Raw genomic sequence first — 15,717 nt, 5'->3', positions numbered from 1 at the left:
ATTCCGGGCGACTTACCCGGTTGTTCAGGCCTGGTTCATTTCAGCTTTCTGGTGTTCTGCCTGAACTCAAACGGGGTTTGGTTGCGCAGTTTTTTAAAGGTCTGGATAAAATGGGACACATTTTCAAACCCGATCTGGAAACAAACCTGGGAGACAGATTCGTCGGTGTTGCTCAGCAGGTTACACGCATATTGAATCCGCAGATCGGTGATGAATCCTGTGAGGGTTTTCCCCGTCTGTGCCTTGAAATAACGGCAGAAAGCAGCCTCGCTCATATTGGCCAGGTCGGCAACCTCTTTCAATGAGATGTCCCCGGTGAAAAATTCAAGCACATGCGCAATCACCTTGTTCAGCCGCTCATTGCTCTTTTTTATCAGCTGGCTGGGGATATAGTTCGGTGAAATCTCCTCGAAAGCACCCGAAAGCGCAATTTTTTGCAAGATCGCCAGCAATGCCATCAATTGTTCAAATCCTTCCATTTTTAGGAGTTGGTACAGATCCTTTTGAATCTGCGTGCGAACCGGGTCCAGGAGCTGCAGGCCGAAGGCAGAACGTTCCAGCAGCGTATGGATCAGCTGCGTCTCGGGAAGGCGGAAAAAATCTTTCCCTGCAAAATCTTCTGAAAAACGGGCAATGATCGCTTCCGACGGACGGTTGCTGGCCGGGTTGTAATAGTTGTTGTCGTTTTTCCAGTAATGGGGTAAATTTTTGCCAAGCAGCACAATTTCTCCGTCCCGGAACCGCTCGACGCTCTGTCCGATGAAACGGGTACCTGATCCGGAGATAATAAAATTGAGTTCGATTTCAGGATGAAAGTGCCAGGGATTGTTGAAATAAGGGACAATTTCATGGCGCAGATCAAAAGACCGGCTTTCGTTCTGGGGCACGCTCAGCAGATTGGGACGCATTGGCTGTTTCATGACGTTTAGTGTATGTTATACTATTGGATTTGCGAATAAAATGTCTCGTTTTGCAAATTTGCAAAATTGACGGTATTTTTTGCAAAAAGCACGTTGCAATCATTATGATTTTTGTAAGATTTTTGTGAACACAAATAACACATATCGATTTGAAGCCCACGATCTGTTCTATCATCATCCTTATCTTTTCGGGCACTGTTTCTGTCGCCCAAAAAATAAATACCCTTTCGCCGGCCGAGAAAAAAGCCGGTTGGAAATTACTCTTTGACGGCAAAACGACCAACGGCTGGCGGGGAGCATACAGCTCCGGTTTTCCAAAACACGGCTGGAAAGTTGCTGATGGTATCTTGTCCGGTGACCTCTCCGACGGAGCCGAATCCGGCGATGCAGGTGATATTGTTACTTTGAAAAAATATCGCGATTTTGAACTTGTGTTCGACTGGAAATTAGGCAAGGGCGGAAATTCGGGTGTGAAATATTTTATTGAAGAACGGCAGCCGAAACCGGAAAAGGGTTCCCAGGCTGGATACGAATACCAGCTTATTGATGACGCAGAATATATTTATCAGGACAAAAAGCTGCCTCAGGACCTGAAAACGGCGTCGATCTATGATGTGGTGGCGCCGGAAAAAACGGATACAAAAATGGAAGTGTGGCATTCTTCGAAAATTGTTGTCAGAAAGAACCACATAGAACACTGGCTTGACGGCGTAAAAGTACTGGACACGGACCGCTCGTCCCAGGCATTTAAAAATGGCGTTGCCGACAGTAAGTTCAGGGATTATCCGGGGTTTGGTGACATTACCGAAGGGCACATTTTGTTGCAGGACCACGGCCATAGCGTAGGCTTCAGAAATATCAAAATCAAAGAATTATGAACCGCAGGAATTTTATCGAAAAGTCAACGTTCGCTGTGGCAGCCATGGGTATGCCCGCTATTGTCCCGTCCTCTGTTTTTGGTAAAAATGCCCCTTCAAACCGTATCACCGTAGGCATGATCGGAACGGGCCGACAGGGATTCGGTCAAAATATGCAGGGATCCGGCGATGGAAAAAAGGAGATGAGGATACCGGGCCTGTTTGATCTCGACGAAGCGCAGGTAGTAGCTGTCTGCGATGTGGACAGCTGGCGAATGGGGCAGGCGAAAACAGCTGTTGATGCACATTATGCAAAGAAATCCCCGACCGGCTCCTATAAAGGTTGCGCAGCCTACACCGATTTTCGCGAAATTATAGCCAGAAAGGATATTGATGCCGTGATGATCTCGACGCCGGATTTCTGGCATGTCCCGATGGGCATTATGGCGGCAAAGGCAGGAAAACATATCAGTTGTGAAAAACCGTTGAGTATGAGTGTCCACCAGGGAAGACAACTGGTGGATGCACTCGAAAAATACCCGGTCGTGAATCGTACTGACAGTGAATTTCGTTCGGTAAGACAGCAGAATCAGGCGGTTGAAATGGTTCGTAACGGCCGTATCGGAAAACTTCAGAAAATAGAAATAATGTTCCCGGCTGATCCGGATCCTGTGCCGCCACAGGCTGATATGCCGGTACCAAAGGAGCTCAATTACGATCTCTGGCTGGGCCCGATGCCTCATGTTCCGTATACTGACATGCGTGTGCATACGCCGTTCGACATGAAAAAAAGGCCGAACTGGATGCGGGTGGACAACTACGCACAGGGAATGATCGCCAACTGGGGTGCACACTATTTTGACCTGGCTCAGTGGGCCAATAATTCAGAATACTCCGGACCGGCGGAGGTGGAAGGTAAGGGGGAGTTTCCCAAAAGCCTCTGGAATTCTATGATCAATTTCGAGGTGACCTACCACTATGCCAACGGCGTGGAAATGACCTGTCTGCAATCTCCGGTCAGCAAGCCGAGCATCCGGTATATAGGCTCTGAGGGCTGGATTTTTATCGAAAATTATCCGGGAACGGTTTCAGCCAGTGATCCCAAAATCCTTCTTTCCAAACCTGGGGCAGGGGAACTGGACCTGTCGCAGACACTATGGGATAAAATCGATTTCATCGAGGCAATAAAAACCAAGCGCAAAACATTGGAGCCGATCGAGATCGGACACCGCACGATTTCCATTGCCCAGATCGGTCTTATCGCATGTCAGGTGGGCGGCAAGCTCAAATGGAATCCCGATAAAGAGCTTTTCGAAGGGAATAATGCAGCCAATGCTTTGCTGGCAGTTCCGATAGCCCGAAAAGAATGGGCGATGTAGGTGCCCGTAAAATGATATTTAGATGTTACTCAAATACGTTATGAAAACCTCAATTTTCAAGGCCACGCCGGAACCTTCCGGCAAAACCATCTAACCCGCACAGAGTCACGAAAATGAAAACAGTAGCACCCATAAGACGCGAAGTTGTAATGCCGAAACCGACATTTGTACGATGGTGGATATGTGCCCTTCTGTTTTTCGCGACGACCATCAACTACATCGACAGGCAGGTGCTGGCTATTCTGGCACCGAACCTGCAGAAAGAGATTGGCTGGTCCGAGATCGAGTATGGTTACATTGTCACGGCATTTCAGTTTTCCTACGCCATTGGCTTATTGCTGGTGGGGAAGCTGATCGATATCCTCGGCACGAAGCGCGGTTTTGTGGTATCCATTGTGATATGGTCGCTGGCGGCGATGGCGCATGCTTTGGCGGGCAGTGCCGCCGGTTTTGGCCTGGCCCGTCTGGCACTGGGTTTAGGGGAAGCGGGGCATTTTCCTTCCGCTATCAAAACCGTTTCCGAATGGTTTCCCAGGCAGGAACGTGCTCTGGCGACGGGTATCTTTAATTCCGGGTCCAATGTCGGGGCCATCGTTGCGCCGCTGATCGTACCTATTATCGCACTCAATTATGGCTGGAGATGGGCTTTCATTGCTACGGGGTTACTGGGGTTTGTGTGGCTTGTTTTTTGGCTGATCCTGATGGATCATCCCCGTACACATCCAAGGGTCAACGCCGGAGAAATGATACTGATCGGCGCCGATGTTCCGGAAGTCATCGAAGCGCCTTCATCATTCTGGGAAATTTTGAGTACCCGGAAATTGTGGGCGCTTGCCGTCGGGAAATTTATGACCGATCCCATCTGGTGGTTTTTCCTTTACTGGCTACCCAAATTTTTAAATCATACGTACGATCTGAAATTAAATGAAATAGGGCTGCCGCTTATTACAGCCTATCTGATCGCGGATGTAGGGAGTGTGGGAGGAGGCTGGGTTTCATCAAGGTTTTTACAAAAAGGCTGGTCGGTAAACGCAGCCAGAAAGACCACCCTGCTGATTTTGGCCATCATGGTCATTCCCATTTACTGGGTGTCTGAGGTATCGGAGCTTTGGCCGGCAATATTGCTGATAGGCCTCGGAATGGCCGCTCATACCGGATGGTCTGCCAATATGTACACGCTCGCCACAGATTTTTTTCCTAAAAAAGACATCGGAAAAGTGGTGGGTTTTATCGGAATGTCGGGCGCAGTTGGCGGGATGCTGATGGCTTCGGCCACAGGGCACTTGCTGGAAGCTACGGGAAGCTACAAAAGCATATTTATCGTTGCGGCTTCCGCCTATGCCATAGCCTTATTTGTAATCCACCTTCTGGTACCGGACATAGATCGCGTGAAATCTTAAATACTTAACAATGAACTTTACAAAAGAACATCTGGAAACCTACCATCGCGATGGATACGTGGTTGTGCGGAATTTTTTCTCCAAAGAGGAAGTAGAACTGCTTTACAAGATCGCGGTGGACGATGATGTGATCAGCAAAAAAAGCTACGATCGGACCGATGCGTCCGGTTTAAAAACCAAATTAGCACTGTGGTACTCTCTTGATGACAGTATCTACAGTAAGTTTGCAAGTTCGGAAAGGACTGTGGGCGCTGTGGAACAGATCCTTGAAGGAAGAGCAGCACATTATCATTCCAAGCTGATGCAAAAGGAGCCTAAAAAGGGAGGTGCATGGGAATGGCATCAGGACTACGGCTATTGGTATAAAAACAACGGGTTCCTTTTTCCCGATATGCTGAGTGTGTTGACGGCCCTTACACCCGCTACCAAAGAAAACGGCTGCCTGCAAATGATACGCGGCTCCCACAAAATGGGAAGGGTTGAGCACGGTTTTTCAGGGGAACAAATCGGGGCCGATATGGAAAAAGTAAACGAAGCACTCAAAATCCTGCCGCTGGACTACCTCGAAATGGATGCCGGAGATACAGCCTTTTTTCATTGCAATGTGCTGCATGCTTCTGCAGCCAACCTTTCTGAAAATCCCCGTTGGTCTATCATTACGGCCTATAATCTGGCATCGAACAAGCCCTATAAAGACGTGCACGTTTGCAGTTATACGCCTATCGATGCGTTCAAAGGTAATCTGCTGACGGAAGACGCGACACATATTTCCGCCGATGCTGACTTCCTGGTGAAGTAATCTTCATTTTATTCACCAGATTTGGATTCTGTGTTAAATTGTTATATTCGGATAATAATTTGAATATATCTATTTTCAAATGGAATTGACTGAACGGCAATGGCAGTTGTTTGATTTTGTAAAACAAATGCACGGTGATCAAAAAAGGAGGTATTCGGGCGAGCCTTATTATATACATCTGCTGAGTGTTGCGGACAAAGTTAGCCAGTACGAAAGCGGGTTTCATGAAATGGAGATCGCTTTGTGCCACGACCTCGTTGAGGATACACACTGTTCGCTGGCGGACTTGTCCGATCAGCTTATCCGGTTGGGCTATGATGTAAATCAGGATGCCAAGATTCTGAACGGCGTGGCTGATCTCACGGATGTATATACCCATGATAAATATCCGACACTGAACCGCTCGCAACGAAAAGAACTTGAAGCAATGCGGGTCATTCAGTCAAAGCCGTTTTCGCAAACGGTGAAATATGCGGATATTCTTGATAACCTCAATTCTATCCTGCTGCATGATAAAGGTTTTGCCAGGATTTATCTCAACGAGGTAAACCGTTACATCTGGAAAATCGATAAAGGAAACGCGCAACTTTATAAGGAATGCTGCCAGGCTGTTGACGATGCTTTCGCCAAACTGGAAATGCAAAACGTTAACTAAGTCAAAGCTGCCTTAGGATAATTGGTTTGGTAATTAGCTGAAAATACAAAGAGCATTACCGCTACCTTGTGCGCGAGCAATTTGATTGATCGCTACGATGGTCGTTTTCTTTCAGGATTACATACTTACGCTGGAGTTTCTTGCAAGCCTCGTTTCGGGGTTTGTAACCTCATTTGTCTTTTTGTTTTTTCTGCTTTTTATGTTGCGGCCGAGAATTAAGGTTGGCTCTTCAATTGCTTGCCATGTTGACGACCTCGACCCGGGTCGTCGATCATGTTGCGCATTTAAGATTGTAAACAGGTCATTTTTTGCGCGTACGACTTAAAAGTGGAGGTTTGCCAAAAGCTGGTATCGTTTGGTCCGAACGGCGCGCCTAACTACAGAACCATTCCGCTGCCGTTATTACGAGACCAGTATCCGCACGTAGCACCATTCAGGATGGTATTTTCCAACAATGCAAATACAGATTTTGCTCTTTGGTTTATAACATACAGTGATTTACAGTCAATTGTAAATACTACGCCAAATACAAAGGTGGAAATACGCGTCACTTGCCGGCACGCGTTGAAGGGATTAGGGAATGTGTGGACGAAGGAATACACGCGAACCGATATCAAATCAGGGACGTTTAAATCAGGAAACACTTTTGAGATTGTGTAGCATTTACTTTTAGATTTGAATTTGTTATCTTTAATTTTGAATTTGCTATCTTTACTTCACATTACATTAACAGCACTAGGATATGAAAGCAAAAGACATTATTGTACGCTAGGACATTGTTATAGATTTAGTAAAAAGGACCGGATGAAAATCCGGTCCTTTTTTGTTTCCCCCTCAAAAGATTAAAATAACATTTTTTCATAAAAATTTGATACTATTTCGCAACTTGGACTAATTTTGATGGCTTCAATGGTCAGAGTTACCCTGCCTGTTTTCTCAGAATTCTTGTACCGTGAATAAAATGATCGACCCGGAAGAGGAAAAAGCATTACTGGTCAGTTGCTCCAAAGGCGACAGGCAGGCTTATGCGCTTCTCTACACCCGCTATGTGTCGCCGCTTTGCCGTTATTTGTTTTTGTTTACCCGGTCAAAAGAGGACAGTGAAGAAATCGTTCAGGATGTGTTTGTGAAAATTTGGGAAAAAAAGGAAAACCTCGTGACCGTCCAATCGTTCAGGCCGTATGTTTTTAAAACAGCCAAAAATCAGCTCCTCGACCTGATCAGGCGAAGAGAAACGGAAACGAAAATGCTGGACTATCTCCGTCCGGTTACAGAGGAAAGCAGTGAATATTCCGATACGTATGCGATATACAATCAATACCATCAGATTGCACACGAGGCGAAAAACCTGCTGCCGCAAAAGCGAAAACGCATTTTTGAAATGAAAACAGAAGAAGGGCTGTCTCTGGACGAAATAGCGGAAAGCCTTTCAATTTCCAAAACAGTTGTTAAAAAGCAACTTTACGCGGCGACTGATTTTGTTCGCGAGTACCTCCGCAAACATGCCGAAATGACCACTGAACTGGTTATTTTCTTCTATTTTTTCTGCTCCGCAAAGTAAAATCCAAAATAAAATTTAATTTTTTATGAACTGAGGGGTTCTTTTTTCCCGGTCGTTCGTCTTCATAGTATGGAGGACGCGAAACTATATATTTATTTTCTGGAAAGGTATGCGCAGGGGCTGCATTCCGAGTCTGAACACATACAGTTTCTGAATTGGTTTGATCATCTGGATCCGATAGAGGCGGAAACTGTGATGGACCAATATGCACAGATCAGTGCAAAATACGAATCTGTTCAGACACTTTTTCCTCCACAAAAATCACTCATCAACTCCATAGAGCAGCGGCTCGATCAACTCAGTGAGCCCGAACGCAGCGGCAAGTCCGAAACCCGTTTTTACCTTGGATTTCTGCGGTATGCTGCGGCGGCTATCCTTATTTTGGCCGGAACCTTTGCCTATTTCACAATTTTCAGGAAAAAGGCGCCGGAAGTCGCGTCAGTAAAAATGGTCACCAACGACGCCTTCCCCGGCAGTAATAAAGCGATCCTGACACTTGCTGACGGCTCGGATATCGTACTAGACGACGCACGTAATGGTGAGATTGCAGTACAGGAAGGTATCAGAATTACAAAAACAGCCGACGGAAAGCTCATTTACAGCAGCGAAAAAATAACAGATGATGAAGCCAGCCGCAAACCCGGGATTTTTAATACCATTACCACCCCGAAAGCCGGACAGTTCAAGGTTAACCTGCCCGACGGTACAAAGGTGTGGCTTAATTCCCTTTCATCCATACGTTTCCCGGCCAGTTTCGATGGTCCTGTCAGGACTGTTGAAATCACCGGAGAGGTGTATTTTGAAGTTGCACCATTAATGAATAGCATCGATGGTAAGACGCAAAAAGTACCCTTTCATGTGTCCAGTGCGGATCAGGTGGTCGAGGTTTTGGGTACACACTTCAACATCAATTCATACCGGGATGAATCGGCGACCAGAACCACGCTGCTGGAAGGCAGCGTAAGAGTATTGGCCGCAAAAAAGGGTCAAAATGTTAAAAGCGAAGTCAGGCTGCGGCCGGGCGAACAGGCGCTGGTACCGGCGCGTATCAAATCGCAGCAAACCCCGGGAGCGGGTATCACCGTCAGAAATGTGGATTCAGAGGAGGCTGTGGCCTGGAAAGAAGGATATTTCAGGTTTAAAGATGCGGGTATCCAGGATGTGATGCGCCAACTGGCACGGTGGTACGATATCGAAGTAAGTTACGAAGGGGATTTTTCCTCTGAACAGTTTACAGGTTTTGTGTCACGCAACATCAGAATGTCCAATGTCCTTAAAATCCTGCAGGAAGGCGGCGGAGTGAAATTCAGCATTAAAGGAAAGAAAGTAGAAGTTACCAGGGCAGAATAAATTTTTCAGACATCATTTCCAGTATCCTCAGATGAAGACCGACACGAGTTGACCGAAAAAGGAAGGTACCTTTAAAAACAAAACCGCTCCGGATTAGGCCCCGGGGCGGTTGATCCAAGCCACGCCGTTGGACCGGCAGGCATTGGAGTACGTCAAGAAAGGACCCGATCCCGTAGTTTTTGCGAAATACTAATCATGTATCACTTAACCTTAACATTGTAAAGGTATGCAATATGTTTTTTTTATACGAATCATGAAGCTCACCTTCCTCTTCTTTTTGGTAGCTTTTATGCAAGTACAAGCGTCCGTATATTCACAGACCGTTAGGCTGAATGAGCGAAGCAGCGGTCTGGAAAAAATTTTTACAGAAATTCGAAAACAAACCGGATATAACTTTTTGTATAACAACAGGTTATTGAAAAATACGTTGCCCGTTACCGTCAAAACGGCCGGTTCTCCGCTGATAACGGTGCTGGAGGAGATTTTTAGAAATCAACCGCTGACCTATTCCATTATCGATAAAACGATTGTCGTTAAAAAGAAAGAGCTGCTGCAAGGCAAAAGCGGCGCAATGCTGATCGAAAAACTCCCAGAAAACATGCCCTACGTGGCTGGCGACGAGAAAAGGATGGCCGCGCTGCTGATCAACAAGCTTAATTTCCAGGTAAACAGAGCTATAGATATCACCGGAAAAGTCACCGATGAAAAAGGTGACGGCTTACCGGGCGTCAGTATCTTGCTGAAAGGTACCCAGCGTGGCACTACTACGGACGCACAGGGGAAATTCACCATGTCAATTTCTGATGCAGACAGGCAGAATTTACAGACGATTCTGGTCTTCAGTTATGTTGGATACCTCGCCCAGGAGCTGAACGTGGGAAATAGCAGTTCCGTAGAGATAGTACTTAAGGCAGATACCAAGGCCCTGAACGAAGTGGTGGTAGTAGGTTACGGAACGCAGCAAAAAGAAGATATCACCGGTGCTATTTCCACCATATCCGCCAAGGAGCTACGCGACGCACCGGTGGCGCAAGTGGCGCAGATGCTCCAGGGGAAACTCAGCGGGGTACGCATCGACCAGACCTCCGGCCGACCTGGTGAAGGTATGAATATCAAGATCAGGGGTTCCGTTTCCATTACTGCGGGTGCCAATCCTTTGTATGTGGTAGACGGTATGCCAATTTCAGGGGACATCAATACCATCAACCCTGCTGAAATCGAAAGTATCAGTGTGCTGAAAGATGCCGCTGCTTCTTCCCTTTATGGTTCCAGGGCCGCCAATGGCGTGGTGCTGATCCAGACGAAATCTGCAGTCGCCGGAAAAACCCAGGTTGATTTCAGCGCCTATTACGGTTTCGAAAAAGTCCCGGATTCGAGAAGGGTGAAAATGATGAATGCACAGGAATATGCTCAGTTTCAGAAAGAGATCGCTGAGCTCAACGGCCGGACCGTGAACCCGGTATTTGCTAATCCTTCCGAATATGCAGGAAAAGGTACCGACTGGTTCGATGTAGTGACGCGTACTGCTGCTGTTCAGAGCTACAACCTGACGGTAACTTCCGGAGCGAAAAACTTCAGCACTGCCGTCACAGGAGGTTATTTCAAAGAAGAAGGAGTGGTTGTAGGTACCGGTTTTCAGAGGCTTTCGTTAAGGATCAATTCGGTGTTTACGCCTGGCAACAAAGTTAAAATCGGCTTTAATGTGGCGCCAAACTATGCGACCAATACCAACTTTGCGACCGACGGAGGCCCTTATGGTACGGAAAATATCGTTTCATCGGCCCTCGCGACCACACCATTGGCGAGTCCTTACAATGCCGACGGCAGCCTCGCACTGACAGCCTCCGATCCGGCCACTTTCGGTAATCCCAACTGGCTTAGAGTAGCCGAAGAGAAGGTTTACAAAAACAAAAACCTTCAGATGCTTTCCAATGCCTATGTGGAATACAAGATTTTGAAGGGTCTTACCGCTAAAACTACGGCCAATGTGCAGCTTGGCAATGCAAATATTTTCCAGTTCAATCCTTCTACGATCGGTGTTTTGTTCACGCCTCCGCCAAGGATACCAAGCGGTTCCGATAACACGGCGCGGATGTACAACTGGGTCAATGAGAACTCGCTTACCTACCAGAATGAATTTGGCGGGCACAGCTTTGATGCGCTCGTAGACTTCACAGCCCAGCGTTACCGCCGCGATGCAACTGTTGTGACTGCCACCAATTTTGCAGATGATAAAATCCAGGCCGTCAGCGCAGCCGGGCGACAGGTGGTCACCAGCGATGTACAGGAATGGGCCGTACTTTCCTACCTTGCCAGACTGAACTATAACTACAAAAGCAAATACTTGTTCACGGCTTCCATTCGCCGGGACGGCTCCTCACGTTTCGGGCCGAATAACCGCTGGGGTAATTTCCCTTCTGCGTCTTTGGGGTGGATTGTGTCGAAAGAAAGTTTCTGGAATGTAAAACCGGTTTCCTTCCTGAAACTGAGGGCAAGTTATGGTGTCACGGGAAATTTTGAGATCGGGAATTATACCTTCCGGTCGACCGTCGGGCCGGTTTATTACGGCTTCAATAATGGCTTGTTCCAGGGAAGGGCAGCCAACAATCTCGGCGACAACAACCTCGGCTGGGAGCGGAAAAAGCAAATGAACCTGGGAGCTGATATTTATCTTCTCAACGATCGTATCCAGCTGACGTACAATTATTATTCAACCAGGTCCAGCGACCTGCTCTTCAACGTGGCGGTGCCGCAGTCATCGGGTTTTGCCAATATCCAGACCAATATCGGCGAGCTGAAACTGTGGGGACATGAGATCGGGATTACGACCTACAATATCAATAAGAACCGGTTTTCGTGGAATACCAATTTCAATATATCGTTCGACAGAAATAAGGTACTGAGGCTATCTACCGAAAAAACGAAAGCATTGTATCATGGTATGCTCAGCTATGGGTTTTACAGCCATGTGTCGGAGGTAGGCAAGCCGGTCGGGTTGTTTTATGGAGCTGTGCAGGAGGGTGTTTATAAAAATCAGGAGGATTTTGACAGCTCACCCAAATATGCTGATTCACAAGTCGGTACGATCAAATTCAAAGATCTCAACGGAGACGGGAAGATCTCATTTCCTGAGGATTATACTACAATCGGCAACCCGTGGCCCGATTTTATTTTCGGAATCTCCAATCAGGTGAATTACCGGAATTTTGACCTCGGGCTGACAATAACCGGCTCGAAAGGAAACGATATCCTGGCCCACCACGAAAACTGGACGACGAATCTCGACGGCGTTTTCAATGTCCTGGAAGAAGTCAAAGACCGTTGGAAATCACCGGAAGACCCCGGGGCCGGGAAATACGGCAGTGTAAAACAAGGTACCACTTACCTGGAACGTGACCGGTGGCATACCCGCTATATCAAGGACGGTAGTTTCTTGTCGTTGAAAAACATAACAGTTGGCTACACGATACCCGTCAGTAAAAACACGATCCGTAATCTCAGAGTATATGCCAGTGTTCAGAACGCTCATGTTTTTACCAAATATACAGGGCCGAACCCTGAGGTGAACACACGGAACTCCGCCAGCGGAAGCTCTCCCGGCGTGGATGAGAACTCTTATCCGGTGCCAAGAACAGTAAGCCTGGGCGTCAACATCGGTTTTTAATTTACAGCAAGACAAAAAAGGAATGATATGAATATTAGAATATTACTTGCCGGAATGCTGCTCCTGACGGTCAGCGCCTGCTCCGACTTTCTCGACATTTCGCCGGAAACAAACCTGAGCTCCACCAATTTTTACAAGTCAAAAACCGACTTTGAACAAGCTGTCGGCGGTGTTTATGCACCTTTGCAGCCGCTGTACAATCAGGACTGGATACTGAATGAGATGCGTTCGGACAATACCCATTTTATTTTCAATGTTGCCCAGCGCGGTCCAAAACAGGATGAAGACCCTTCCACTTTCACAGTCGAAAACAACAATGTGAACACCGGAGCAAAGTGGAATAACAACTTCCTGATCATATCCCGTGCCAACCAGGTGCTGAAAAGTATAGATGCGGTTGAGTTTGATCAGCCGTCAAAGGACAACCTGAAAGGGCAGACTTATTTTTTAAGGGCATTCGCCTATTTTGATCTGGTCAAAAATTTCGGCGGGGTACCCATTTTTACGGATCCCGCGGATTCATATCAGACCACTTTCAAACCCCGATCGGAGGTTTCCGCCGTGTACGAACAGATCCTTTCTGATCTGGCACAAGCTACAACTTTGCTTCCGAACAGGGCAAATCAGGCTGTGGGTAGAGTTTCTTCCGGCTCGGCCTACACGCTTCTTGCGGATGTTTATATCAATCTGAAACGTTGGGCGGACGCAGAAACCGCGCTCAAACAAGTTACAGGCATGGGTTACACACTCCTGGCTAATTATGCCGATGTTTTTAGCCCGTCGAACGAAAGCAATACTGAAATGATATTTGATGTCCAGTACGCGGAGGGAACCGCGCAGGCTGTCAGCAATTTTCTGCCTTATAAATTTATGCCGGTACTGACCGATCCGTCGGTAATTACGGGAGTAAAACCTTCGGCATCCAACACCGACGGATCTTATAACACTCCTACGCCGGATATGCTGGCTGCTTACGAAGATACCCTGGCAGACAAACGTTTTGCCGCTTCAATCGGATTTTACAGCGGGCCTTCCCCGCTCGTAGGCGTCGTATATAACCATACGCCCTATGTCAAAAAGTATCTGTTCCCGCACGCCCGTTACCGCGAAACGGCCGTAAACTGGCCGGTTTACAGGTATTCGGAGGTACTGCTGATGCTGGCCGAGGCAATGAATGAGCAAAACCGTCCCGCGGAAGCAGTGGCCCAGCTGAACCTGGTCCGAAGGCGCGCTGGGTTAAAAGATGTACCTGCAGGAAGCCAGGCATCGGTGAGGGACGCGATTTTTAAAGAGCGCAGGATTGAGCTGGCATTCGAAAACAAGCGCTGGCACGATCTGGTGCGGAGCGGACAGGCCGTCACCACCATGAATGCCTATGGTGCCAGAGTAAAGGCCAATCCCCAGAAGTATTATTATCCGGCGGGTAGCGCACCCGCGGACGCTGCTTTTCAGGTTAGCGAAAGAGATCTGCTTTACCCTGTTCCGATAGGCGAAATCATTATCAATCCTGAACTGACGCAGAATACAGGTTATTGAGCCTTACTATTTTGATCCATAAACATGTATCCATGAAAGCATTTAAGGTTAAATCAGGTCTGGTCATATTGTTATTATGCCTGGTCCATTGCAAGGGTTTTACACAGAAAAAAACGGAAACCCGCTTTTTCAATAAAAAAGACCTGACGGGCTGGTCGGCCACCAACATGCAGTACTGGTCGGTTGAAGACGGCGCGATTGTAGGCCGGGCAACGCAGAAAGTGGCGAAAAACCAGTTTTTATGGTCCGACGTAAAAGTGACCGATTTTTATCTGAACGTGGACGTGCTGCTGGAAACCAATGACCGCAATGCAGGAATACAGTTCCGTTCCAAAAAAGCGGACGCGTCGGGTCAGGCGCTTGGCTACCAGGCTGATATGGGTAAGGGTGTATGGGGCCGGCTCTATCACGAGCACGGTCGGGAAAAGCTCGACTGGTCGGACCGGGGTGGAAAAGCGGTAAAACCCGGTCAGTGGAACAAATATGAAATTCTGGTTTCGGGCGATCGAATCTGGACTGCCATCAACGGAAAACTGGCGGTGTCTGTGAAAGATCCGGGCGGTGACCCGTCGGGATACATCGCTTTGCAAATTCACGCCGGTGATGCGCAGACCGTCCGGTACAAGATCAATACATTGGTGCATAACCCGAAGGTTGAACTCGCAGGATTATCCAAGGCGCAGCTGGTGAAAGAGCTGAAACTTCCGCTGAACAAGCCGGTCGGCAAAGCGTCTTCTGTGACATTCGGGGAAAATGAAGTGGTCGTTTTTGCCGGTGGCACCAATATCGTGAACATGCGCAAGGACTGTTACCTGGAAACGCTACTCATGGCTGCTAACCCGCACACCCGGCTCCACATCCGGAACCTGGGCTGGGACGGGGACACGGCCTACGAACAGTTCAGGGATGTAGGTTTTGGAAAATGGTCTAAAAACCTGGACAGTCTCGGCGCCGACATTGCTTTTGTGCAGTTCGGGCAAATGGAATCTTTGCAAGGAGAAGCCGCAATTCCTGAATTTATCAAAGCATATAAAAAGCTCCTTTCAGAAATCAGGACTACGAAAAGGCGTATCATTTTGCTTTCACCCATCCCTTTTGAGCCCCAAAATCTGAATTCAGGGAAAGGTAATCTGGCGCAAAATCCTTTGCAAAATGCGCCAGCCGGAAAATATGCGGAGGCAATAAGTGCCCTTGCCAGCCGCGAAGGTTTTTTGTATGTCGATCTGTATCATCCCCTCCAAAAATCCCCGCTGGCCGGGTCGCTTACTTTCGACGGCATTCATCTCACGCCGGAAGGACAGAAACTTGCGGCAGAGGTGATCTTGCAGGAACTGGGAATGCATCAGCGGTATACGGAAAAGCTGGAACCTTTGCGGAAAGAAGTTTTGACCAAAAATCAGCTCTGGATCGGTTACTGGCGTCCCGGAAACTGGGCTTTTCTGGGGGGAGACCGTACCACAGTGCCTTTTAGCCACGATTGGAAAAATACCGAAAAACGAATTTTTCCGGAAGAAATAAAAGGTTTTGAACCACTGATCCGGGAAGCAGAGAACCGGATTTCCGAACAACAAAACCTGTTGGTTACGCAAAACTGAT

Annotated in this window: 12 protein-coding genes; 11 read left to right on the top strand and 1 reads right to left on the bottom strand. The window is 47.6% G+C overall.

Going from position 1 to position 15,717, the window contains the following annotated elements; genetic code table 11:
- Window positions 1-35 precede the first annotated feature (35 nt).
- Window positions 36-920: an AraC family transcriptional regulator gene (locus FBF61_RS02490; protein WP_138475582.1), complete on the bottom strand. Its 885-nt coding sequence runs from the start codon at window positions 918-920 to the stop codon at window positions 36-38.
- Between the two features lie 149 nt (window positions 921-1,069).
- Here FBF61_RS02490 and FBF61_RS02485 point away from each other — a divergent pair, with 149 nt between their 5' ends.
- The 11 genes from FBF61_RS02485 to FBF61_RS02435 all read left to right on the top strand — a co-directional run bounded on the left by FBF61_RS02485 (window position 1,070) and on the right by FBF61_RS02435 (window position 15,716).
- Entirely contained in the window at window positions 1,070-1,798 is a 729-nt protein-coding gene (locus FBF61_RS02485) for a 3-keto-disaccharide hydrolase (RefSeq protein WP_138475581.1), read from the top strand.
- Window positions 1,795-3,156 (top strand): Gfo/Idh/MocA family protein, encoded by a 1,362-nt coding sequence (locus FBF61_RS02480; protein WP_138475580.1) that lies wholly within the window; start codon window positions 1,795-1,797, stop codon window positions 3,154-3,156. Before FBF61_RS02485 ends, FBF61_RS02480 begins: the two co-directional genes overlap by 4 nt.
- Window positions 3,157-3,269: 113 nt before the next feature.
- Window positions 3,270-4,556, top strand: a complete 1,287-nt coding sequence (locus FBF61_RS02475) for an MFS transporter (RefSeq protein ID WP_138475579.1) — start codon at window positions 3,270-3,272, stop codon at window positions 4,554-4,556.
- 10 nt (window positions 4,557-4,566) lie between these two features.
- Window positions 4,567-5,355, top strand: a complete 789-nt coding sequence (locus FBF61_RS02470) for a phytanoyl-CoA dioxygenase family protein (RefSeq protein WP_138475578.1) — start codon at window positions 4,567-4,569, stop codon at window positions 5,353-5,355.
- A 79-nt stretch (window positions 5,356-5,434) separates the two neighbouring features.
- Complete coding sequence (locus tag FBF61_RS02465) at window positions 5,435-6,010, top strand: HD domain-containing protein (protein WP_138475577.1); 576 nt, start codon at window positions 5,435-5,437, stop codon at window positions 6,008-6,010.
- A 327-nt stretch (window positions 6,011-6,337) separates the two neighbouring features.
- Complete coding sequence (locus tag FBF61_RS02460) at window positions 6,338-6,670, top strand: hypothetical protein (protein ID WP_138475576.1); 333 nt, start codon at window positions 6,338-6,340, stop codon at window positions 6,668-6,670.
- 301 nt (window positions 6,671-6,971) lie between these two features.
- Complete coding sequence (locus FBF61_RS02455) at window positions 6,972-7,571, top strand: RNA polymerase sigma factor (protein WP_166444400.1); 600 nt, start codon at window positions 6,972-6,974, stop codon at window positions 7,569-7,571.
- Window positions 7,572-7,640: 69 nt separating this feature from the next.
- Entirely contained in the window at window positions 7,641-8,921 is a 1,281-nt protein-coding gene (locus FBF61_RS02450; protein WP_138475574.1) for a FecR family protein, read from the top strand.
- Window positions 8,922-9,174: 253 nt separating this feature from the next.
- Window positions 9,175-12,585 carry a TonB-dependent receptor gene (locus FBF61_RS02445; protein ID WP_229214887.1) on the top strand — a complete coding sequence of 1,137 codons (3,411 nt, stop codon included), beginning with the start codon at window positions 9,175-9,177 and terminating at the stop codon, window positions 12,583-12,585.
- A 27-nt stretch (window positions 12,586-12,612) separates the two neighbouring features.
- A complete protein-coding gene (locus FBF61_RS02440; RefSeq protein WP_138475573.1) occupies window positions 12,613-14,121 on the top strand; it encodes a RagB/SusD family nutrient uptake outer membrane protein in 1,509 nt (502 codons plus the stop codon).
- 32 nt (window positions 14,122-14,153) lie between these two features.
- The gene (locus tag FBF61_RS02435) at window positions 14,154-15,716 is read left to right on the top strand and encodes a 3-keto-alpha-glucoside-1,2-lyase-like domain-containing protein (RefSeq protein WP_138475572.1); all 1,563 of its coding nucleotides are present in this window, start codon (window positions 14,154-14,156) and stop codon (window positions 15,714-15,716) included.
- The last annotated feature ends 1 nt before the right edge of the window (window position 15,717 follow it).

This window comes from Dyadobacter bucti (assembly GCF_005869225.1).
Classification (GTDB): domain Bacteria; phylum Bacteroidota; class Bacteroidia; order Cytophagales; family Spirosomataceae; genus Dyadobacter; species Dyadobacter bucti.
This window is presented reverse-complemented; position numbering and strand designations above follow the sequence as displayed.